The organism is Trichococcus collinsii (assembly GCF_900107505.1).
GTDB classification, from domain to species: domain Bacteria; phylum Bacillota; class Bacilli; order Lactobacillales; family Aerococcaceae; genus Trichococcus; species Trichococcus collinsii.
Window position 1 is genome coordinate 37,390 of record NZ_FNQH01000009.1, and the last position, 22,402, is coordinate 59,791.

Below are 22,402 nucleotides of genomic sequence, written 5' to 3' on the forward strand. Positions count from 1 at the left end.
TATTTTGAAATATTTTAGCGTCTTTTGTAGCGTCTGATAATTGCGATAAATGCCAAGATTATTACTGAGACTAAAGCGATAAATGCAAACAGGAATCCTAACGGGATAAATCCGAATGATTCCACCAAAAAACCGTCCTTATCTATATAGCTTCCATTGACATTATATGCAATAACGCAGAGAATGCCACCAATCATTGAAACCAAAGCTGTACCTTTTAAAAAAGCTGTTTTTTTGTCATTTTTCCACTTTTTAGCGATTTTCCCCAATAAATTTGCTTCTTCCATGTTATTTACTCCTTTTATCTCTATATCATATTTTTTTAACTCAGCTTTACATTCTTCGCAATTTTCTAGGTGTTCTTCAATCAATTTGCGGCTCTCCGTGCTACATACATTGTCATAGTAAAGTGGCAGCAAATCTTTAATGATATCACATGATATTTTCATAATAAATCCTCCTTCAATTTTATTTTTGCGCGGTAATAGGTGACGCGTGCCCAACCTTCGGTTTTTCCAAAAAGCTCGCCTATTTTCCGAAACGACAGTTCTCCGAAAATTCGCAATGAGAAAACTTCTTTATATGGCTCCTCCAAGTTGTGCAGTGCTTTATGAATTTCGAAGGATTCTTCTCGATTAATAAATCCATTCTCAAAATTACAGGTTTGCTCCTGTTCAATGGAATTGCAGGTCACTAATCGCTGTTGCTTACTGTAAAATGTAAAGTAAGTATTTTTTGCAATCTGGCAGAGCCACACACGTAGCTTACATTCCCCTTTATAGGAATCAATACTTTTTAGCGCTTTGAAAAAAGTATCCTGTGTGACTTCCTCAGCCACTAATGAATTTCGACATAAGGAATAAACGTATTTATATACATCATCGAAATATTCGGAATATATCTTCTCAAACTCTGGCATGTCACCACCTCACTTTCATAGATATGACTAACGAGTATTAAATTCGTTACAAATTTTAAAAAATATTTCAAGCCCCAAATTTATAATAAGGACGGGAAAATCCTGAATATCATTGTGTTCTAGGTACATGGAACCTCGAAATACTATCCAAACGTTGATTTGGTAGGCTCTTCGCTTGTTCCTAGGTATGTGTTAGCGGGAATCCAGGTTATCAAGTGGTCCACCTTCACTTAAGTGGGTATCAGATGAAGGAAATGACTCAGAGTATTGGACATACTCGCAAAATAATTGGTGGCTATGTCGCTTCTTATCGGAAAGGTGGGATAGTAGCATTGACCCATCGATCCATCGACATTCTCAAGGTAGACATCGGCGATTGAGCAAAGTGCAGGAAACTGAACTTAAAGAGATTAAGGGAATTCAGCGGACTTGTTTCCTGAAGGAGCGACATACTTACAATTTTAACTGAACGTGAAACATCTTTATTTAACATACCTACTACAATAAGAGCGATACCTACAAAGAGTATTAGAAAATACCAAAAACCCATCATACCCCCTACTTCCTCTTATTATATTGTTGAAAGTAGTATACCCTTTAATTCTATATGACTTTCTATAATTATTATTATGGTTGTACTAAGGTTTAAGTGAAAACTAGTTATTATGTTGATATATAGGACGTTTACTTACTAAATCCATCTCTATTTTTCTTGTAGTAGGTAATGATATCCACCAGCTAAGATTACCACTAGTAACATAGTTATTAACAGTCAGTGACACGAAAAGGTTCTTTCCTAGTTTAATTGAAATGGATTAATAACTTTACGTTTGAACACAACATTTTGCCAATTACAGGAGGCTGTTTTATGTATACATATGCATTTGTAGGTTATTTAGATCATGAAACAGAAGTGAATTTCCGAAGATTATGGAAGGGTTTAAGTGAAAAGAATATTAGTCACTACGGCGTTGAAACCAAAGGAAAAAGACCTCATATCACTATTGCTGATTATGATGCTTTAGATAAAAATAGATTTATACAATTAGCAGATAGATTCTATAGAGATAAGGACAAGGTTGATTTGACCTTGAATATATTAGGAACTTTTATTAGTACAGGGACCCTATTCATTGCTCCGACTTTATCAACTGAATTACTTGATTTTCATAGCAGCCATCACGACTACTTCAGAACATTCAACGAGAATGAAACTTCATTTTATCTTCCAAGTAAATGGAGTCCTCATTGCACCATTGCAAGTAGATTAGATGAAGATAAAATGGTGCAAGCATTTAGCTATTGTAAAAAAAATATAGACCAAATCCGCGGTACATTAAGTGAAATTGCTCTAATAGAACTTAAACTTAATAATGACGATGTGGCAATAGAAGATACCGTTATTTTTTCTAAGGAACTAAAATAATTCATAACCATTTTTTTCAGCGGTGTTTAAAGAAACATTTTACGGTATCCTGAGTCACACCTATCTCATCTGCACTCACTGAATGCCAAACAAGTTACCACTAGGGATTGATGCGCTGGGGCTTGCTTAAAAAAAGCGTTGTACAATTGGTAGCTCCAAGATCAGTGGGAAAACCGTCAAATAGACAAGCCTTCTTTAGATTGGAGTAAATATTTCAATATTTATTTTCGTGTGGGTTATAATTGAATTATCTGGGCAACAAGGAGGAATTTGTTTGAAAAAGTTAATCTTATGCTTTCTCACTACGGCTCTGCTGAGTGGTTGTGGTGCCACGAGTTCTCAGGCGAGCGTGAATAGTGAGGTTTCGGAAAACGAAGAAGCAACTGTACTGTATACAGGAACGGTTATCGACAGCGGCGAAACGCATGAAGGTGGTTTGTTCTTGTCTGACTTAGTTCCGGTAGAATCTTCGGAGGCTGCTTCTTTCGATGAAGTCATCCTGTTGATGGAAGGTGTTCCCTTGACCGACTTATCCTCCGGTGAAAATATACCTCTGTCAGCATTAGAAAAAGGCGACAACGTAACAGTCACCTTAGTCGAGCATGCACCCACCACGATGTCCATCCCTCCACAGATTCCCGGCATGGGGATTGTAAAAGTCGAAAAATAAAAATGATACAAAGCAAAAAAACCGTGTACTTGCGAATAAATCGCAAGATATACGGTTTTTATGTATCTATGGATTAAGTAAGTTATACTTATAATACCTATGCGAGGAGGAACGTCTATGACCATAAAAAAATATCAATTTATTAAAAAAGTAGAGGAAATGATCACCCCTAAAGATATTGCAACGCTTCAATTACTAGCTCCAATGAGTAAGTTCATTCCTAAGAACCTACAAAACGAAGTACTCAATAAATCAGCTAAAAATAATCCTTACATGGGTTTTGTAGTAGAACCATATAGCATCTTTTTATGTTACGAGCTGATTGACTTAGAAAGGGCAATCCAGTTAATTCCTGATGGCTTTGAATTGATAAAGACCAGAATATTTCAGGATGGAGAACCTAAATATTATGCAATTTTAGGCTCATTTAATGTACATACAAGTGCCTTTTGGGGGACTCGTTTAGAAGTAAATATTATAGCGCGCAATAAGAAAAATAATTTGTTGAGTTGGGTCATCCTTGACTATGATACCAATACCTTAAGTTATGATGTATCCAAGGGCATTGTCGATTCCACTACAGAATCAGCTCTTCTGACAACTGATTTTGATGGAAATATTATTGTGGATATTAGGAACAAAGAAAAGAATCGATCTCTAATTTTTGATGCAAATACACGCCAAGCCGAACCTAAGCTAATGGATAAAAAATTATGGCTAGAAGGTAATTTATCTGTGGGTTACGGAAGAGAACTTTCACAAAACTCGGACGCTGTATTCTCATTAAAGTTTGATTCAAGAGAAGTTGAAAAAGGCTATCATATCCCAATCGAGCAGGTCAACATTATGCAAAACACTTGGTTCGATGGCCTATTCCGCAGTGTGCCGGATGAAGTGGTATACTTCCCTTACGCTCAACACTATCTGTCAGACAGTCCTGGATATTACAGCGAAATCAAAAATGAGAACGATATGATTGAACAATACAACCATTTAGATTTAGAAAATATTCCCAACTATTCAGCTGCTTCACATAGAAAATTACTTAAAGTCGGGATAGTGGCCAATGCTCTATTTACGTTTCTCCTAGTCATCACAGTTCTTTTATTAATCTTTTACTAGAGGATTTTGGTACTTTATCATTCATGAGATAGCTCAAATCGAACGAAAGAGACAGTTAGAAATGGAGAGGTACTCTCTCCATTTCTACTGTCTCTTATTGGTCAATACCCTTAAGTTAATGACATTAGGCGAAAAACTCTACCTTTTTTGTTGATTTTTTTCAAATCAATCATACAAAAATTGCCAAGTTGATAATTGTTAATTAAGCTAATTTATTTTGATCCAAAGCACTTGGCATAACCATATACTTGTTTTTATAGAATTGAATCGCTGATAATCCGATCAAAAGAACGATTCCTATTAAAGCTACATTTGGCAACAAACTATATTCCCCTTGGAAACCTTCTGGCGCTAATAAAAAATTATAGATTCCAAAATATGCCCAGGCAATCGGAATTGGGAATATTGCATTTTTTGTTTTTAGCAGAACCAGGAGCGTCACCCCAACTGCAACAAGAAGAATGACAGAACTCCAGATTTCTGCAGAAATTCCAAATCTTTCCCATTCTGCTTTTACAAGCCCAGCTGCTATATTTACAACTGTTGCTATAAAAAGCCATCCTGAATACAATCCAAAAGTAATCGGCAGCAAGAAACGTCTGCTTGTCTGAATTTTCCCAATGCGCTCTACGATTAAAACCATGACTATTAAGAATGCAAATATGAAAATTGTTGACAATCCGATTAAATTATAAGAAAAACTAACAATCCACACTATATTTAAAGCACATGATAGCCAGAACAAAAAACTAATCTCATCAATTGCTCGCTCATAGTAAGAATCTTGATTCTTGAAAATCATAACAATAATAGAAATGATTAAGAAAGTGTATATAATGCTCCAAATACTAAAAGTTGAAGGTGCGGGTGTGATTAGCGTTTGATACATATCAGAAACTTCTTTTTGTGAAAGACCATTGATGATACCAAAAGCACCCATGCCATTTACGATTAATGTGAAAATCAAAAAAATTGCGTTGATCCATGATTTTGTTTTAAGGTTCATTTTCTTCCCCTCCATTTGTCATAATTATGATTCAGCTATTGAGCAATATTCTTTTGCTAATTCAACATTTACTTTAGTTATGCCTCTTATGAGACATCAGATTTTTGAACAAAGGCAAGAATAGGTTCAATGTGTTTTTTGTCAACATAATTAGTCGGATGATAAAATCCTTCAAGAATAGCTTTCTGCTCTTCAGTTTTGTTTTTTTTCATTTCCAGGACTTTTCTGAACACGTTTAACATACTTTTAAATAGTCCTTGCACTTTTGAAAAATCAACACCTCCGGGCAGATAAAAAAACTTGTGAAATGCCAACTGTTCTTCCGTAAAATTATTCATCTTGATTACCTCAATATCTTCTCGTACATTGTTGTTACCGGCACAGGCAAAAATAATAATTGGCTTGTCTTCAAACCATTTCAGCACTTTTTTGATTTGATTCATCTTGCCTATATATACACCCGTTCCAAAAATTATGTTCTGATATTCGTTGATCTCCTCTTTTTTAAACTCCGAAAATTCTCTGATTTCCCAATGAAGTGCTTCAGCAATCCAAGTCGCATACTGAAAAGTATTTCCATATCTGCTTTTGTATAAAACTATATTCTTCATTTTTTCAGCCCTTTCATTACTTATTTTATCTACTATATAAGTTGTGAATTAAAGGATTGACGTAATCTTTCCGATCAGAATACTTAGGGGCATACCAGAAGGGCGTTCTTTATTTGTGAGTGCTCCTCTTGTTAGTGCCTCCTCATCAAATTAAAGCTAGATTCTATGCTAGTATTATACCGCATCTGACTAAATAAAAATGTCTATAATGACTAAATCCCGTTAACTTTGGCTAGTCAGTAATTATTGTGCAGCCTTTGCATAGTCTAAGTAGTCCGCTAAAATTAAAAAACAGCCGGATCTCCGCGAAAAATCGCTGAGTATCCGGCTGTTTTTTTAAGCTATTGGAGGTGTTCCTTCAGCATTTGACACAACTGTATCGATCTGGACTAAAGCATCCATAGGCAGTGCTGAAACTGCAAACGTTGTCCGTGCAGGAATACCACTTGGGAAAAAGGTTGTGTAAACTTCATCTACAGCCGCCATATCGGCACTATTTTTAAGAATTACGGTTACTTTGACCACATCGTCCATTGCGTGATCGATACTCTCTACAATCGCCTTGATATTTTTCAAGCACTGTTCAGCCTGCTCTTTCACTCCACCGGCTACCATTTTACCAGTTTTTGGATCCAGCGGTAATTGAGCGGAAAGATGATTGTAATGAGAGAAAGCTACCGTTTGTGTAGACAGTGCGTCTTTGGGCGCATTTTCCGTATTTCTGGCTTCTACGATGAGCCCGTGTCTGTCTTCTACTGCTTGCGGGGGTGTACCATCTCCGTGTGACACTACCGCTTCGATTTGTATGGAAGCATCCATAGGCAATCCTGACGCCGCAACGATTGTCCGGGCTGGGACATAGGCTACGGCTCTGGCGATAGCTGAGTCCGGGAAAAATGTTGTATAAACTTCATTTACAACTTCCATATCCGAGAGGTCGTTAAGGAAGATATTTATTTTAACAATATCGTCAAAAGGAACATCGATACTTTCTAAAATTGCCTTTATATTCTTTAAGCACTGTCCAGCTTGTTCTCTCACTCCACCGGCTACCACTTTGCCTGTTGCTGGATCCAGCGGTAATTGGGCGGAAAGATGATTGTAATGGGAAAAAGCTACTGATTGTGCAGATAATGGACTTAGTGGCGCCTTAGACGTATTTTTTGTAACCTTTACGAGATCGCCTGCTTGCGGTGCGTTCGGAATTGTGCCTTCTCCGTTTGACACAAGTGCCTCCATTTGAACCAAAGCATCCATAGGCAGCGCTGAAACTGCGAGCGTTGTCCGTGCAGGAATAGTGCCCGGAAAAAATGTTGTGTAAACTTCATCTACAGCCGCCATATCGGAACTGTTTTGAAGGAATACCGTGACTGCAACCACATCGTCCATAACATGGGCAACACTTTCGACGATTGCCTTCATATTTTTCAGGCATTGTTCAGCCTGCTCTTTCACTCCACCGACTACCATTTTGCCAGTTTTTGGATCCAGCGGTAGCTGAGTGGAAAGATGATTGTAATGAGAAAAAGCTACCGATTGTGTAGATAGAGAACTTTTTGGTGCGTTTTCTGTGTTTCTTGCTAATACTGCGTTGTAGCCACTCATTATATTTGTATCCCCTTTTAGATAATTTTTTAGCTTGCGGCAGCAACCGATTAAAGCGGTTACTATAGCATCCACTATAGCAAGCTGGCTGTTTTTTGAGTATGTATACCTTGCACGTTTTTACACCGACTCTGTACAATGGGCACAAAATTAGATATGGAAACACGTACCAACGTCATGTTTATTTTGGGTTATGGCATATGAAAAACACCCCCTAAAATTGATACGTTTATAGTACCAGGAGGTGCGAAATATAGATGCGTATTTTGAATGAGGACTTACGGCTAACCTGTGCTTCTCGCTATAAAAAAATTTCAAAGCTATTCAAAATAGCCGAGACCAGAATGGTAACGATCGTCATCCCGGAAACGAAGCCTACTGCGCCAGGCATATAATTTGGAAGTCGTTTTGCCAAATAGCTTCCGACAGGTGCAGCCATAACTCCAGATAGGACGGCCGCTGCAACAGAAATCCAGATACCTCCACCCATCATCAAAATGATGCCGGGCACCGTACTCACTAAAGGCATAAAGGTAGGATACCATCCGTCTTCGGCATATCGCTTACGGTACAATAAAATCCCTACTGATGAAGCGATCATTTGTCCCATCAAAATTTCGGGGACGAGTCCAGATCCGTTCGTAATATGATTAATGTTAATCAACCAGTCGGTGATGACACCCACGATGACAAAAATACCAATCAGCTCATTCCCGTAAAACCACGCTTCCGAAAAATCAGCTAGGGTACGCCGAATAGACCATAAAAAAGTCTCCGTATCCTCTTGCCTCATCGGTAAATTTGCTCGTTCCAGGGCAATTTTTGCAGTACTTGGCTTCATCCAAGGCAATGGATGACAGATGATCGATACAACAAAACCCACCAAAGCCATGGTCGCGATATTGGAGACCATACCCGGGATATGCAGCGTGGGCATAATATATTGGTTCATCCAATGAGCAAAAGGAAATGTAAATAATGAACTCAAAATAGAAATGGTGAATAATTTTCTCCAGCCAGGTCCATAGACAATCGTTAATGCAGGAGGCGTTCCAACCACTACGATAAACGTGGGCAACCACATGACGTCCTCCGAAAAAAAACGGACAAAATTAAACACATAGACCGTCAGAAATAATGACAGCACTTGGGATGCAAATACCCAAGGCCATGTTCCCGAGCCTGCAGTAATACCAAATCCTTGCCATTTTGAATTCTTTTTATATAGAAGCCATGCCAGGCAAGCACCGATAATCAGAAACAGTGTTGTAAAAATACCCCCATAAAATTCTCCTTCTGTAAAATTCATGAAGAAATAAATAGTCTTATAAAAATAGCTGTCATTGACTCTCGAGACCACATCATTATAGGAGTAAAAATCTGTGCTGTTTCTAATATTCACCAGAGAAAAATATAATATAAAACTTGTCGCAATTTTAACAATAAAGGCCAGTAACGGACCTGTTTTTATATTTTTGGTGTCCATATATTCTCTCCAAATCAGAACCACTCAAGACGCATCCTGAGCGGTTCCATTTATTTTCAGTGAATTTTTGCTGCTAATGCTACCAAAGCTTCTTTAAAAACATTCATCGGAGGATTTGTCAGACCTGCCCCAATCATTCCAACACCTGGATCTTTATGAGCGATAGCGGTATTGATGATCGGCAACATGCCTGTTTCCATTACTTTCAGCACATCAATCCCTGATGGAATCCCCATGAAATTCAATACCGGTATTGTAATATTTGGGTTTTCTGCGGTTGTAATTTCTTTCATTTCTCTTGAATAATTCAACGCTTCGGCCACTGTCCCCCCAACTAATGGAACAATCGCTGGCGCAGCCGCCATAGCAAATCCACCAATACCATAGGTTTCCGTAATCGCGCTATCCCCCATATCCAACCCAGCATCCGCTTGGGTGTAGCCGGCGAACATTGGCCCAATGACTCGTTGTGCCGGGCCTGTAAACCAGTTGTTCCCACCGATACCGCTGACCCGAATTCCGAACTCTACGCCATTCCGGCACATTGTCGTAACAATGGTACTGTTCTCAACATTATGACCTGCATCCAACGCGCACTTAGCTGCGCCCATCCAGGTAGGGCCGGAGAAGTAATCTGAGCTTGCGATAAATTCAAAAACTTCCTTCATTTGTTCTTTTGTGAAATCCGTTTGGACAATGTAAGGTGTTAAGGCTTGAACGAGTAACGTAGTTCCCGCCACATTTCGGTTATGACATTCATCTCCCATATGTAAAGCTTGTGAAAGCATCAAGCGTAGATCAATGCCTTTTGGACATAATTTCATCGCATCATGCAGCATAGGACCCATAACATCCCTCATCCAGACTAAACGATCGATAACAGTTTGATCATTAGCTCCAAAACGTAATACTTTGGCAAGCTGTTCGCTCAAGTTTGTGTAAGCGACATTACCGTATGTTTCGTTTTTAATGATATGGACATACATGCTTGCTGATGTCACGCCTGCCATCGAGCCTACTGCGTCGTGTTCATGACAAGGCGAGAAGATGATCTCACCCGAACGCGCAACTTGATCGGCTTCTTCCAAATCAGACGCCAAGCCTTCGAAAATAATGGCACCTTGGATTGCTCCTTGCATCGGGCCGCACATGTCTGCGTATGCTATTGGCGGTCCTGCGTGCAGGATGGTATTTTTAGTCATATTCGGCATAACGTTGAGTGCCTTATCGTATCCAACTAAAATGGGTTTCGATTGGATAATACGGGAGACGGCCTCTTCATTTGCTTTTTGGATTTTCTCAAGCGTCTCTGGTTCGTTCAACCGATCCAATAATTTCAACAACTCCGCGTCTCCACCTGCCGGCGGTGCCCAATTTACTTGATGTGATTTAATTCCTTGCTTTTTGAGATCTTCGTTAATAAACTCGATACCCACGTTGACTGTGTTTACTTTTGACTGAAACAATTCATTTCTCTTTGTCATATTTTTACGCTCCTTTGATGAATGTTTTTGCAGCTTCACACAATTGATAATTACTATCCACAATTATCACGCCTAATTGTTCAAGCTTTTCCCGTTGTTCGAAAATATCTTGAGGGTCCTTGTCGGTCCCTAGAACATACCCAATAATCGCCAATTCTCTGCCATCTTTATTGGCAATGGCTCTCGCTTCTTTGATCGCATTCTCCAAGGCGCCCACAGGATCTTCATGGGATCCATAACCGAGCTCAAAATCCAAAACAATTGCAGCTACTTCTGGATCATTCGCTTCTTGAATCAGACGAGAGATACGAGACGTTGGGTCGATCATAGGATGCGGTCGTCCTTCAGTAAAGGTATCATCACCGAAGTCTATCAAGGTATTTCCTTGGCTGATATTCAGATCAGTTAACTGACCTTCTTTAAATTTGCTGATGTTGCTGTAAACGCTTACCGAATTATCCATCAGCGCATATAACAATTCATCACAGAGTGTTCCCCCACAAAATAGCCCCCTGATATACTTTTGAGACTCTTTTTGATTCTTGGCAATCTGTTTTAGCTCACTTGAAGTCGGATTCGGGAAAAGTACGGTCTCCTGCGGTTCCATTTGGCTAAATGGAATAATTTTTTCGACCGCGTCCAAAGAATTTTTAGCATAAGTCACATGCGGAAGGGCGGAATCGGTTTGTTCACTTCCAATAAAGTAAATCACTACTGGCTTAGAAGTGTTTTTTAATTTTTCAAGAATTTTATGTTCCACTTCTTTTGCAGGTGGTTTCGAAATCAATAAGATGGCTTTTGTTTGCTCATCGGTCATAAGCGCATCAATTCCGTCCAACATCATAATGCCACCAATTTCGCTGGACAAATCACGTCCACCCGTGCCGATCAGTTGGGATACACCGAATCCTTTTTTATGAATTTGCACACTGACTTCTTGACTCCCGGTTCCGGAAGCGCCGACAATCCCGATGTCTCCTGGGCGTACTTCATTCGCAAAACATAAACCGATGCCGTTGATGATGGCCGTTCCGCAGTCAGGTCCCATCATGAAGAGTCCTTTCTCATGTGCTTTTTGTTTTAACAGCAGCTCTTCCTCAATGCTCACATTATCACTAAATAACATAACGTGTTTGTCCTGATCTAAGGCCTTATTTACTTCACGATAGGCAAACTTCCCGTTGACTGAAATAACGACAATGTTTGCATCTGGATTTTCATTCAGCGCTGAATCCAGCGTTTTATAGCTCACGTCTTGGGAGGATGCTTCTTTTTTCTTTTCAAAAAGAGTCTCCACTTCTGCTAAGACTGCTTCAGGATCGGCTTCGTCCACTAAATCCAAAACAATCATTAAATCTCCTGTTGTCACTTCATCCAGATCGGCTGTGTACAAGCCTACATTCCGGATGACTTCAATATTCATATCTGTCCCCATGCCGATCATTGCCGCCTTGACGGAGTCCAATTCGTTCGCGCGGGTTGAGATTGTCATTAATGTTACTGAATCAAAATAAGTATTTTTCTTAATTACTGTTTGAATAGCCATATTCAAACTCCTCTCCGAATAATTTTAGTCCAAAAACAATCCCCCATAAAATATCACTGCCGGATGTCGATCCTACCTGTTTCAAATCATTTATTGCTTTAGTTATCCCCTGTTCTTCACCTTTCGATGCAGCAATAAATATTTTTTGAATGGTTTGTGAGAAGCGTCCTTCCACTGCTTCTCGGATCTCCGCGTAACTTACGGAATTTGTCTTTGATTTAGCACTGTCTTTTAGTTGCGAATAAAAAGAAGGAAAAGATTTCTTCGCATATAGACTGGCGAATAGTCCCGTTATAAAATCATCTCCGGTAGGTGTTAACCCGATACCTAGTCCTAAAATCCACAGTAACTGCTGATAGGCTAATTCTTTTTCATTTCTCAGCCAACATTTTTTAAATTCATCCATTTCAACTACAATTTTTTCCCTTGCATAATGATCTAACGGGTTTGTTGCGGATATTTTTTCGCAAGATGGGACAGCGACTTGACTCTTTTCGAAAACTTCCAAAAAAATAGCGCTTTCATTTCTTGCCAAAAAAACAATCGGTAAACATTCAAATGCAGCTTCCTTTTCAAGTCTGTACATGCGACTTGGCCTTTCGGCAATCATTTCGCTAGCTAGGATACAAATGGCATCGTGTGCGAACCATTCCAAATCCTCGCAATCAAAAAGCAGGGTGAGCGGCGCCATGTCTAGCCTTCGTGTGGCGACAGTCAATAAAATTTCATTATTTATTCCAAAGTTTATACTGTTCTTAAAGGTGTGCATTCTTTCCAACCGCTGATTCTCTAACCGAATCGGTATTTGTTTATCGAAGGTATGCACTCTGATAACGGCTCCTCCTTTCAATTTATTAACTACTCATAATATAACTCAAATTTTAAATAATTAAATGGATACTCCTTACAATAAAAAGGGGCTTTTATTGGTTAAAATAACCAATAAAAGCCCCTTACCGGGTAAAGCAGAAGCATTTATCCCAACATCAGTCGTTTCCGTTTTTTTCAAGTCATTTTTATTCTTGCACCTTTTCTTTATTCATCAAGCGGTTCATTTTTTCCTCAAATAAAGGATTTTGAGGCATAATGACTCTGGCTTGGCTGAGTACTTCTATTGCAGCTACTGTATTTCCCAGACTCCGCAGACTGTTTGCCTTGTGGAACATATAGTCTACCCGATTGGGCAATTCATCCAACAATCGATCCGTTTCTTCTATGGCCTCCTTATGGCGTCCTAACTTCCTCAAAAAGTTGGTCTTATGGTAGCGAAGAAATCTGCTGTTTGTCGAACGGACTCCCCCGTCCAAATAGTCTAGGGCCTTTTCCGGGTTGTCTCTTTTATTTTCTAAATTTGCTAAATAAAAGGAAAACTGACGATCCAATGCAAGTCCTTCGGAATAATAAAAAGCGCTGGCAGAATAGTCTTTAATCATTTCAAATGTGTAACCCAAGAAAAATAATTTTTGAGTATCATCCGGTAACGGAGCGATCTGTTTTAGTGCTTCAAAATACTTCTCTGCCCGCAATAACTCCCGCACATCTGCAAAACCATCTGAATACTGCTGCTTTAAAATAGCCCACACCTTCGGCTGGTGAAGTTCCTCTGCATAATCCAGTGCATTTTTTCCTGAAAAGTCTGTTATCGTTACATCTGCTTGTGCACGCATCAGTTCCAGAATGATTTCCTGGTATAAAAAGCCACCATCTCCGAGAATAACGGCTTCCAGGAGGGCCGTCCAACCAAGACGATTGACATGATCAACCGGCACGCCCGCACGAATGGCTGCTTGCACTACTTTTAAATAGCCTTTTTCACTGGACGGCAACAGCGCGGTCCCGCCAAACTGATTCGTCTGCGTTACTTGCGGCTGATAAGCGAGCAACAATTGAAAGATATCTGAAAAACCGTTGGCCGCTGCCGCAATGAAGGGCGATAGTTGCTCTTTATTCTTTTGATTAGGACTAAAACCGGCATTCAAGCACGCGGCAGTAAGCAATAGATTATTTTTTTGGACCGCACACATAAGCGGACTTCGCCCATGCTCATCCATACTGTCCAATGGAATCTGCCTCAAAATTTGTATGGCCTCGTGCATTTTATTATTATTTATGGTAGTGAAAATATCTGTAATAGCTGTCATATTTTTCCCTTCCTCCCAATAGATGGACTGCTTATGGACTGTAAATTTTGCCTTTGTTTATAAGGATTCTTTCTTGCGATTGTGAGGCTCTAGCCACAGCTTCAGCGCTACATGACGCATTGAGCAAAACAAAACTCGCTTCATCGCCGACTTTTGGCCATTGGTAGGCCGCATCCTGGTCAAGGGGCGTCACGCCTTCCGTAATGTATGCGAGACTTTCGCGCAGTTTTCTTTCGGTGTTCTTGCCTGTGTAACCACAAAATTCTTTTACCCTTTCTAACACATCGCCCGATCCACAGGGACTCCATGAATCATAAAAGCCATCACACCCCATCCCGACAAAAACACCCGCTTCGGTCAGGAGATCGATAGGTATCAGTTTTCTTTGCAGACTGATGGGAACCGTCGTCAAGATTTGAACATTGTTATCCTTCAAACGTTTTGCAAACGCCCGTTGCTTGCTTTCGCCGATACCATTTAACCCAAACGCATGACTAAAACTCGTCTTCCCTCCATACCCCTGTTGCTCCACCATCCGCAGCCAATGATCCATTGTGTAATATCCTAAATGACCAGAGTCGTGGAGATGAAAATCCACATCACTCTGATATTCTTTCGCGATATCCATCGTTATTTGTAAGGAGGCTTCAATATTTTTATCGATCCCACCTGGATCCAGCGCGCCCAGCATCGTGGCACCTGATTGTAAGGCTTGCCTCAATAAGTCGGGAACTTCCGCATGCCTTAACAGACCGTGCTGCGGAAAAGCAACAATATCATAGGTTATGTACTCTTGGTATTTATCTAACGCTTTTTTGACACCTTTCAGATTTTCCAATCGAATAAACGGATCAATATTCACATGTGTCCGAATATGATTCACGCCATTTTTCAGATGCCGTTCAATCATGGTTTGTGCACGTTGCTCCGTTGTTTTCGCTAGCTCCGTCAATTCTGCTGCTTCCATTTCCAAACGGTGATCCAGGTTTTTGGAAGGACGGCTTGCTTTCCATTCTAAGGACAGATAGGTCTTATCAAGATGATTGTGTAACTCCTTAAATGCGGGTAGAGCCAATTTTTGTTTGGCGTCAAAACCATCTCCATCGGGTTTCCTATTCTCAGCGTCACTGATTTCAATAACTATTCCTTGATCATCCACTTTCAGATGGAAAAGACCGGTCTCTGTCTGCACTCTGCCATAAGAATCCACACTTTCTCCCGTTTCCAACCGAACATTCCATATCCAATTCATCCGCGATAGGCTCCTTTCAACTCAATATCAGTTTTGTGAATAATAGTTCCGTTTGAAATAACAGTAGAGATGGGACATTGGCGTGCGATCAGATGCGCTGAACTGACTGCATCCACCAAAATGGCATTGGCAAAGTCGTCTATTTTGGGCCAGATACGCGCGCCTTTTTCACTCAGGGGCGTTATCCCACCCGTAGCGAATTTTAAAGATTGGCCTATCCGGTACTCATCCACCCAGTGAAACCGTCTGGCCACTTGATTCAGTTTCTGTACAGTATCCCCTGTGCCAAACGGGGACCAGTGATCGATTAAGCTATCATGCCCTAATGCAACTTGAATCCCTTTCTTATCCAAATAGGCAATGGGTAGCGTAATCGGGGCATTTCCCATCGCAATTGCAGTGGTGACGTTTACGTGATTTTCTGCCATTCGTTGCACCAGATCGTCACGTTCAGCACCTTGGACTCCCGCTAAAGCAAAGGCATGACTGATCGTTACAGGTGTTTGAAAGTGACGCGCTTCGATAGCGTCCACGATGCGATGCATTTCAAAGGCTCCCAGCGTATCCAAATCATGAAGATGGATATCTATGCCTACGTTATATTTTTCCGCCAATTCAAAAGTCTTCTCTAAAATCCCGCCGATATCATGATCCATCGTAGCCGGATCCACTCCGCCAATATGAGTCACGCCCAGCGCAAGCGCTTCTTCCATGACTGTTAAGAAGTCCTCTCCATTTCGCAACAGCCCATGTTGAGGAAATGCTACGATCTCATAGGTGATTCTGTCTTTATATTGAGCCAGCACTTCTTTGATTATTGCAACATGCTTCGTTTCTATCTGCGAATCAACATTTACATGCGTGCGAATATGCGTGTGACCATTCGCAATATAATGCTGAATCATATGATGAGCCCGATCTGCTACGCTTGCCAATTGTGCAGGTAATAACATCTTTTCTTCTTCTAACCGAGTGAATATACCGTTCGGCGCTTCTGAGGGGGCATGCCACTCGCCACCAAAATAGGTTTTGTCCAGATGCACATGCATTTCTTTTAGCGAAGGCAGCAACAGCTGGCCTTGAGCATCGAGAATTTCGGCTCCATTCGGATCTATTTGCTCAGAAAACTTAACAAAGCGCCCGTTCTCGATCAAAATCGCCCCGATTTCTGTTTTGGTGGCGACAACGGCCTCGTTCTCATACAAGTAACCCGTCTCCAATCGTACATTTTGAATCAGTAGCTTCATGTGCTCACTCCTTTTATCTTTAGCTTTTATCTTACTGTAACAATACTTCAGTATCATTTGTACAGTTGAATCAACACAAATAATTAGCATTCATTTGTATAATATAACCAAATCTATTATACTGTTTGAAAAAATAGAAAGGATACTCCTAATGAATATAACCGATTTCCTAGAATTACCAACCTCACACGATTTTAGGTTAGTTGCCGGCGAAAAGGGCAGCACAAATGATATAACGGGTGTTAACATCATGGATAATCCCTTCGCAGATGATTGGCTCTCTGCTGGTGAACTCATCGTCACTTCCGGATATTTTTTCAAAGAGAGTTTTGAGGCTCAAAAAAATACTTTACGCGATTTAAGGAGATGAATGTTGCCGGTGTCTGTGTGAAACCACAACTTTTTCTGAAAGAAATATCACCAAATTTAAAAGCCCTCTGCAACGAATTAGCCCTTCCCTTGATTGAAATTCCTTACGGTATCGCTTTTTCCAAGATTATCAAAACGGTTATGCAAAAAATCGAAGCGACATTAGAGAACGAAAAACAAATAGCCCTTGATATTCACTCCCAATTTTTTGAGACAAGCTTAAATAGTGGCGGTATTGCCTCGATTACCAAAGAATTACGAAAAATAATAGCGAACCCTGTAGTTATAGCAGCGAGTAATTGGCAGATTATGGCGCACGAAGGATTGGATGAACAGCTTTTGGGAACACTGGAAAACCGTCAAAATGAATACGTTTTCCCGCGTCAGCTTTTTAACAATTTGCCTGTTAAAACAGAAAAAATAAAGCATCCTTTTTATCGCAACATCGAGAAGAATAATAAAAAAATACTCTGCTGCATCACGCCTATCTACTTTAACCAGACGCACTATGGTTATGTGATCGTGTATGTAAGCGACCGCCCTCTATTGAATATGGACTATATTGCAATAGAGAGTTGTACGATGTCTTTAGCGCTGGAAATTGTTCATCAAAAAGAAAAAAATCGCATTGAAAATCGTATTTATAGAGACTTTTTATCTGATTTACTCGCTGGAAATTTCAAAACTTTAGAGGAATTAAAACAACTGAACATGACCCTAGACTACGAATTGAATTATGCAGCTTGCATCTTCACCATTCGTTTTCCTGAAATAAAAAACAAGTCTGTTCTGGAACTCCGTCGAGAAGAAGAAACCATGGAACAGATTTTGAGTGCTTGCCAAAAGTATACTCAGTCCAATTTTTTACCCTTCCATCTCTTTAAACGCGGACATCAACTGGTCGGAATTCTAGGTACTGAAAAGAAACTAGATACTCGCTCCTCACAATTACAGCAAACTACCATTCTAAAGAAATTGAAGTTGTTTTTAGAAGAACGCTTCTCAAACACATTTCAATCCGCGATGGTTATTGGGTCTACGCAACCGTTATTATCTGTGAACAAGAGCTACGATGAGGCCGAAAATATCCTCAAATCTCTTTCCGATGACAGGAATGGAATTTATTTTCTAAATGATTTGTATTTAGAAGCCTTTTTGGTTAAGCAAATATCCGATCCGGATTCTTCGGCATTTATAGATTATTTTCTACATCACCTCATTGCGTATGATCAAGAAAATAATTCGAATTTATTGGAAACGCTGGATGTCTTTTTGAAAAACCATCATAACATTGCGTCTGCCTCAAGGGATTTATTCATTCATCGCAATACGCTCTTGTACCGATTAGATAGGATCAAAGATATTCTCAATTATGATTTCAGCGATGCTAATCATACCCTGTCGTTACAATTAGCTTTAAAGCTATATGCAAAGTACACATAGCTCGGTGCACCAACTATTCAATATATTTATATACAATATGCTATAATCAAACAGAAACCATTGACAAAACAAACCCAAAGGAGACTATCATCATGAAAAGACAAGCTTATACTGCAAAAGATGTCATGAGTTCAGGACCTTATTCTCATGCGATAGATGCAGGAGAATATATATATGTATCGGGACAGACTGCTAAAAATTCTTTGACGCTGGAAAAACAGGTTTTGACTATTCAAGAACAAACGGAAGAATGTTTCAAGAATATCAACAGGATTTTGAAAGAAATGAATCTTACAGAAGCTAACATTGTAAAGGCAAATGTCTATCTTACAGGTATGAAGCATTTCGAGGGTATGAACGAAGTTTATAAAACAAAGTTTACAGAACCTTATCCTGCCAGGACTTGTGTTGCAGTTCTCGAATTGCCACTTAAGGCAGATATCGAAATAGAAGTTGTAGCAAAAAGATAACGCTCATTATTACTCTTTAGGAGTTGGCAGAATAGTACCTGAGCCCACCTACGCTACCACTTAGAGGTGGGGGATTCTTAGGAACATCACTCTATCGAGCGATTAATAAAAACAAAGCAAACAACACCTCAAATATAATGAACAAGCCCGCTCGTGTGCTTACTCATTATATTCGAGGTGTTGTTGATTTAATCGTCTATTTTGCCGAGTGGTGACTTCTACTTCGCTAGTGGAAATTTTGGCTGGTGTATCAATTGGTTTTCAAACTTAATTTTTCCAACTCTTCTTTACTGACGATGAAATATTGTCTGCCTCTTTTTTCCAATAATCCTTCTTCACGGAATTTGTTGAGCGTGTATAGCAAATGTCGGTAGCTTACCCCCACATATTCCGCTGTCTCCGTAAGTTTTTCTTGAAAATAGCCGTCATTTTCAATTTGAAGCATGTATTTTGCTAATCTATTTTTGAGTTCATAATCTTGCATAGCTGTGTAATGATCTGTTCTCTTAAGCAATTTATCACCTAAATATTTTGATAAATGAAGAAGAAAAGCATTATCCTCCAGCAGATGTTTTTTCGCTGAGGTTAACGGAATCACCAGGCACGTACAGTCATTTATAGCCACAACATCTTTTAAATTGTTTTCTACCTCAATTAAAGATAATTCACCAATAAAATCATCTTTCTTTAGAAACTGAATCAGTGCGCGTTTTCCATTTTCATGCACTAAATAGATCTTTGCCCTCCCATCCAACAATAAAAATAAGCAGCGAATATCTTCATTAAAACGCACAATATATTCATTGCAGGAAAATTTGCAAATGTAAGCTTGATGTAAAATTGCTTCCGGAAAAATTGCTTGCAAGCTTCTGTACACATCGACAGATTGTTCAGCATACTCTATTAGACGAATCTTCTCCAATTTGTCACCTCACTATGATATATCTCCTATTATTATATTCTGATATGGGATATATTACAAAGAAGAGGTGGATAAGAATGAATAAATATAAACATATCATTTTTGATTTAGATGATACACTACTTGATTTTCAAGACACAGAAGAACAGGCTTTAAAAGAAATTATTACATTCTATAAATTGCCCTACAACAAACAGACTATTGCATGTTATACGGGTATTAATGATGGTTTGTGGTCTCAATTAGAAGAGGGATTAATTTCTCGCGAGAAAGTTTTAAAAACACGCTTCTCCTTATTTTTGAAAGAATTTCAGATAGATGAGAGCGGATCAAAAGTTGAGGCGATGTACCGTGAGCATTTAAACCAAGGGCATTCAACCATTACCCACGCAACTGAATTATTGGACACATTAAGTGGGCAAGGATACAAATTATATATTGGAACAAACGGCGTAGGCAGTACGCAAAGAAAAAGATTAGCAGATTCCAATCTAAAAGGCTATTTTGAAGATATTTTTATATCCGAAGAAATTGGGTATGAAAAGCCGAATGCTCTTTTCTTTCAACATATTTTTGATACTTTGAACACAAGCCATAAAGAAGAATTTTTAATAATCGGGGATCGCTTGTCCTCAGATATCAAAGGGGCTCTCAATATATGTATGGACTGTGTCTGGTTCAACCGTAACAAAAATCAACCTGAGCCATTAGCACCCAAGAGCACGTACACCGTATCAAATTTAATGGAAATAGCAGCATTATTAGAAGCATAAGGTTGAGGGGAATTTTGCCACGGAGATACGGATCAGAAATGAAGAATGCCTCCCGATAAACTTATCGAGAGGCATTCTTCATTTAATTGTCCATTTTGAATCTAAACTTAGCTTCTGCTGAAATTCCAGGAAAAAAGACGGATACTCTATTCCACCTTTAAAGCTTTTTCTTTCGCTAAATAAAATGGTCGCAAATACGCAACTGTGTTGGATAAAGGTAGCACATCCGCACTTAGGTTAATATTCAATACAGTTGTTAAATAGTTCCGTCTGACAGAAATACGTTCCCATAATTCCGGATAGGATTTTTGTATTTCATGCTGGAGGTTTTCATCGGCTATAGCTACGCACTCTTCGGCACTCACCCCTGCATACCCTAGAACCGACGGAATGATATCAATTTGCAGAATCATGCCACTTTTCAGTTTCTCAGAAGAATCTGCATAGATTGGGGAGGACATCCATTCTTCATCCGATGTAAGATGCCCTGGATTCAGGTGCCAGTGATATTTACTTTTAGGAAAAACAGCTTCGATAATCTGATACAGTTCATTTCCGGCCATTCCAACTTTTATGTCTTCCAGCCAACTTACTACAGCTGCGAAATAAGGTTTTGCTACGACTTCCAAATAATCTCTTTGCGTATCGGGAAGTTGCTCTGCTTGCTCAACCACAAACCCGGTCCGACTTGATAAACCACCTTTGAAGCCGGTGGTCAGAGACATGGGATCGCCCAATTGAACTTCTTTGTGAGTGGGATATATATTGGCAAATTCAAAACGCTGTCCTGCCGCTGCAATCGTCACAACTGAATTATACTGTCCATCGGCGTTCAATAGATTTCCGATTTCTGTTTCTTTGCAGCCCGGATCAATAGCATTCATCGCACGTAACATACAGCGCGATGACAAGTTAGCACCATATTCATAATGCGCAATTTCGTTAGCGTTATTTGTAGTCCGAGCACCGTTATCCCCAATCATCAAATACGCACCATTAACTAAATCACACCCTACTGGGATTGTATTTTTGAGGGCATCTACGATAAAGTACGGCACATCAAACAGTGTGGATGGATTGCTTTGTTTAGTTGTAAACATTTTCCAACCAATAACGCCGATCCGTTTCTTTTTGCCGATATCCAAATCAAGGAATATGGATTCGAGTGTTTTTTCATTCTCCATGGGCTGGTTAGGTAATGAGAATTGTGGGTAATGAATCAAATTTGCCGAAACACGTGAATGCGCACATAGCTTTAAATTCTCGTTGCCAAGAATCAAGGTAAACTTCTCTGGATTTTCGACAACTAACAGGCCCTCTTCAAAACGGGGAATAAAGCCGGTTAAATACTCAAAATTGCCGGCATGCTCTTTATCCGCGTAAATAACCAAAGCTTCAACGTTTTCTTCACTCATTCTCTGCAACAGTTTTTGTTTTCGTTCAGTAATCGTTTCAGCATTTAAAAAGATTGGGGCGACGCTCTCGAACGCTTGCGGCTCGGGTATACGCTCTAATGTAATTTTTCTGTTCAGCATACTATTCTCCTTTTTCATCTTTGATAATAGCCTCTATGCCACTTTTAATTCAACTTCCGCATTCCCAACAACAAAGGAAATGCCAGTATCCGCAAAGTAGCCGTTACTGAGTCAAGAAATTTTCACGCTTATTTCTTATCATGCTGATACCTATCACCGTTTACTTTTTGGTTTTCAGAAATGAGGAATATAACATGTTCTTTCCTCGAATCCTTCTAAACCTACCATGCTGTAGGACCAAATTGTAATCGTTGATGGATAGTACATAACCTACCCTTCTCTCCCTTCTTATGATCTCTACTTTTAGATTATGACTATTACTGTCTAACCTATGCACTAAGAAAAAGGGTTCTATAATCAATAGCATTACTCTGT

At 39.5% G+C, this 22,402-nt stretch carries 20 protein-coding genes and 1 pseudogene; 7 read left to right on the top strand and 14 right to left on the bottom strand.

Features of this window, described 5'->3' with window-relative positions; all coding sequences use genetic code 11:
- Nucleotides 1–14: 14 nt before the first annotated feature.
- Together BLV66_RS15705 and BLV66_RS13785 are read right to left on the bottom strand one after the other, a co-directional pair.
- Nucleotides 15–449, bottom strand: a complete 435-nt coding sequence (locus tag BLV66_RS15705) for a DUF3955 domain-containing protein (RefSeq protein WP_086986547.1) — start codon at nt 447–449, stop codon at nt 15–17.
- Nucleotides 446–919 (bottom strand): RNA polymerase sigma factor, encoded by a 474-nt coding sequence (locus BLV66_RS13785; protein WP_086986546.1) that lies wholly within the window; start codon nt 917–919, stop codon nt 446–448. Before BLV66_RS13785 ends, BLV66_RS15705 begins: the two co-directional genes overlap by 4 nt.
- Nucleotides 920–1,787: 868 nt before the next feature.
- Here BLV66_RS13785 and BLV66_RS13795 point away from each other — a divergent pair.
- From BLV66_RS13795 to BLV66_RS13805, 3 genes are all read left to right on the top strand, one after another.
- Nucleotides 1,788–2,345, top strand: coding sequence for a 2'-5' RNA ligase family protein (locus BLV66_RS13795; RefSeq protein ID WP_086986544.1), 558 nt, complete (start codon nt 1,788–1,790; stop codon nt 2,343–2,345).
- Between the two features lie 274 nt (nt 2,346–2,619).
- Nucleotides 2,620–3,015, top strand: a complete 396-nt coding sequence (locus tag BLV66_RS13800; RefSeq protein WP_086986543.1) for a putative periplasmic lipoprotein — start codon at nt 2,620–2,622, stop codon at nt 3,013–3,015.
- A gap of 117 nt (nt 3,016–3,132) precedes the next feature.
- Nucleotides 3,133–4,137: a hypothetical protein gene (locus BLV66_RS13805; protein ID WP_245826700.1), complete on the top strand. Its 1,005-nt coding sequence runs from the start codon at nt 3,133–3,135 to the stop codon at nt 4,135–4,137.
- 202 nt (nt 4,138–4,339) lie between these two features.
- On the opposite strand, the gene BLV66_RS13810 is transcribed toward BLV66_RS13805, so the two are convergent.
- The 10 genes from BLV66_RS13810 to BLV66_RS13855 all read right to left on the bottom strand — a co-directional run bounded on the left by BLV66_RS13810 (nt 4,340) and on the right by BLV66_RS13855 (nt 16,515).
- Nucleotides 4,340–5,143, bottom strand: coding sequence for a TspO/MBR family protein (locus BLV66_RS13810; RefSeq protein ID WP_086986542.1), 804 nt, complete (start codon nt 5,141–5,143; stop codon nt 4,340–4,342).
- Between the two features lie 86 nt (nt 5,144–5,229).
- Complete coding sequence (locus tag BLV66_RS13815) at nt 5,230–5,754, bottom strand: flavodoxin domain-containing protein (protein WP_086986541.1); 525 nt, start codon at nt 5,752–5,754, stop codon at nt 5,230–5,232.
- Between the two features lie 336 nt (nt 5,755–6,090).
- Nucleotides 6,091–7,359, bottom strand: a complete 1,269-nt coding sequence (locus tag BLV66_RS13820; protein ID WP_086986540.1) for a RidA family protein — start codon at nt 7,357–7,359, stop codon at nt 6,091–6,093.
- A gap of 301 nt (nt 7,360–7,660) precedes the next feature.
- Nucleotides 7,661–8,845 (bottom strand): hypothetical protein, encoded by a 1,185-nt coding sequence (locus BLV66_RS13825; RefSeq protein ID WP_086986539.1) that lies wholly within the window; start codon nt 8,843–8,845, stop codon nt 7,661–7,663.
- Nucleotides 8,846–8,901: 56 nt separating this feature from the next.
- Nucleotides 8,902–10,329: a YlbE family protein gene (locus BLV66_RS13830; RefSeq protein WP_086986538.1), complete on the bottom strand. Its 1,428-nt coding sequence runs from the start codon at nt 10,327–10,329 to the stop codon at nt 8,902–8,904.
- A 4-nt stretch (nt 10,330–10,333) separates the two neighbouring features.
- Complete coding sequence (fdrA, locus tag BLV66_RS13835; RefSeq protein ID WP_086986537.1) at nt 10,334–11,875, bottom strand: acyl-CoA synthetase FdrA; 1,542 nt, start codon at nt 11,873–11,875, stop codon at nt 10,334–10,336.
- Entirely contained in the window at nt 11,853–12,701 is an 849-nt protein-coding gene (locus BLV66_RS15845; RefSeq protein WP_245826699.1) for an oxamate carbamoyltransferase subunit AllH family protein, read from the bottom strand. Before BLV66_RS15845 ends, fdrA begins: the two co-directional genes overlap by 23 nt.
- Nucleotides 12,702–12,891: 190 nt before the next feature.
- Nucleotides 12,892–14,016 (bottom strand): ankyrin repeat domain-containing protein, encoded by a 1,125-nt coding sequence (locus BLV66_RS13845; protein WP_086986536.1) that lies wholly within the window; start codon nt 14,014–14,016, stop codon nt 12,892–12,894.
- Nucleotides 14,017–14,047: 31 nt separating this feature from the next.
- Nucleotides 14,048–15,244, bottom strand: coding sequence for an amidohydrolase (locus BLV66_RS13850; protein ID WP_245826698.1), 1,197 nt, complete (start codon nt 15,242–15,244; stop codon nt 14,048–14,050).
- A gap of 20 nt (nt 15,245–15,264) precedes the next feature.
- On the bottom strand, nt 15,265–16,515 hold the full coding sequence (locus BLV66_RS13855) for an amidohydrolase (RefSeq protein WP_086986534.1): 1,251 nt from the start codon (nt 16,513–16,515) through the stop codon (nt 15,265–15,267).
- A 151-nt stretch (nt 16,516–16,666) separates the two neighbouring features.
- On the opposite strand from BLV66_RS13855, the pseudogene BLV66_RS13860 reads away from it, so the two are divergent.
- From BLV66_RS13860 to BLV66_RS13870, 3 genes and pseudogenes are all read left to right on the top strand, one after another.
- Nucleotides 16,667–16,977 (top strand): annotated as a pseudogene (locus tag BLV66_RS13860) (PucR family transcriptional regulator ligand-binding domain-containing protein); the annotation flags it as partial.
- A gap of 930 nt (nt 16,978–17,907) precedes the next feature.
- Nucleotides 17,908–18,327: a PucR family transcriptional regulator gene (locus BLV66_RS15850; protein ID WP_256327914.1), complete on the top strand. Its 420-nt coding sequence runs from the start codon at nt 17,908–17,910 to the stop codon at nt 18,325–18,327.
- 92 nt (nt 18,328–18,419) lie between these two features.
- Complete coding sequence (locus tag BLV66_RS13870; RefSeq protein WP_086986531.1) at nt 18,420–18,797, top strand: RidA family protein; 378 nt, start codon at nt 18,420–18,422, stop codon at nt 18,795–18,797.
- Nucleotides 18,798–19,047: 250 nt separating this feature from the next.
- On the opposite strand, the gene yeiL is transcribed toward BLV66_RS13870, so the two are convergent.
- The gene (gene yeiL, locus BLV66_RS13875) at nt 19,048–19,719 is read right to left on the bottom strand and encodes a transcriptional regulator YeiL (RefSeq protein WP_086986530.1); all 672 of its coding nucleotides are present in this window, start codon (nt 19,717–19,719) and stop codon (nt 19,048–19,050) included.
- A gap of 77 nt (nt 19,720–19,796) precedes the next feature.
- On the opposite strand from yeiL, the gene BLV66_RS13880 reads away from it, so the two are divergent.
- Nucleotides 19,797–20,492 carry a YjjG family noncanonical pyrimidine nucleotidase gene (locus tag BLV66_RS13880; protein WP_176974290.1) on the top strand — a complete coding sequence of 232 codons (696 nt, stop codon included), beginning with the start codon at nt 19,797–19,799 and terminating at the stop codon, nt 20,490–20,492.
- Between the two features lie 146 nt (nt 20,493–20,638).
- Here the strand turns inward: BLV66_RS13880 and BLV66_RS13885 are convergent, their stop codons facing one another.
- A complete protein-coding gene (locus BLV66_RS13885; RefSeq protein WP_425445313.1) occupies nt 20,639–22,024 on the bottom strand; it encodes a M24 family metallopeptidase in 1,386 nt (461 codons plus the stop codon).
- Nucleotides 22,025–22,402: the final 378 nt, after the last annotated feature.

Bases quoted from the DNA above. Each gene is read 5' to 3' on its own strand.
- BLV66_RS15705 (WP_086986547.1), bottom strand. From the start codon at position 449: ATGAAAATATCATGTGATATCATTAAAGATTTGCTGCCACTTTACTAT.
- BLV66_RS13785 (WP_086986546.1), bottom strand. From the start codon at position 919: ATGCCAGAGTTTGAGAAGATATATTCCGAATATTTCGATGATGTATAT.
- BLV66_RS13795 (WP_086986544.1), top strand. From the start codon at position 1,788: ATGTATACATATGCATTTGTAGGTTATTTAGATCATGAAACAGAAGTG.
- BLV66_RS13805 (WP_245826700.1), top strand. From the start codon at position 3,133: ATGACCATAAAAAAATATCAATTTATTAAAAAAGTAGAGGAAATGATC.
- BLV66_RS13810 (WP_086986542.1), bottom strand. From the start codon at position 5,143: ATGAACCTTAAAACAAAATCATGGATCAACGCAATTTTTTTGATTTTC.
- BLV66_RS13815 (WP_086986541.1), bottom strand. From the start codon at position 5,754: ATGAAGAATATAGTTTTATACAAAAGCAGATATGGAAATACTTTTCAG.
- BLV66_RS13820 (WP_086986540.1), bottom strand. From the start codon at position 7,359: ATGAGTGGCTACAACGCAGTATTAGCAAGAAACACAGAAAACGCACCA.
- BLV66_RS13825 (WP_086986539.1), bottom strand. From the start codon at position 8,845: ATGGACACCAAAAATATAAAAACAGGTCCGTTACTGGCCTTTATTGTT.
- BLV66_RS13830 (WP_086986538.1), bottom strand. From the start codon at position 10,329: ATGACAAAGAGAAATGAATTGTTTCAGTCAAAAGTAAACACAGTCAAC.
- fdrA (WP_086986537.1), bottom strand. From the start codon at position 11,875: ATGGCTATTCAAACAGTAATTAAGAAAAATACTTATTTTGATTCAGTA.
- BLV66_RS13845 (WP_086986536.1), bottom strand. From the start codon at position 14,016: ATGACAGCTATTACAGATATTTTCACTACCATAAATAATAATAAAATG.
- BLV66_RS13855 (WP_086986534.1), bottom strand. From the start codon at position 16,515: ATGAAGCTACTGATTCAAAATGTACGATTGGAGACGGGTTACTTGTAT.
- BLV66_RS15850 (WP_256327914.1), top strand. From the start codon at position 17,908: ATGGTTATTGGGTCTACGCAACCGTTATTATCTGTGAACAAGAGCTAC.
- BLV66_RS13870 (WP_086986531.1), top strand. From the start codon at position 18,420: ATGAAAAGACAAGCTTATACTGCAAAAGATGTCATGAGTTCAGGACCT.
- BLV66_RS13880 (WP_176974290.1), top strand. From the start codon at position 19,797: ATGAATAAATATAAACATATCATTTTTGATTTAGATGATACACTACTT.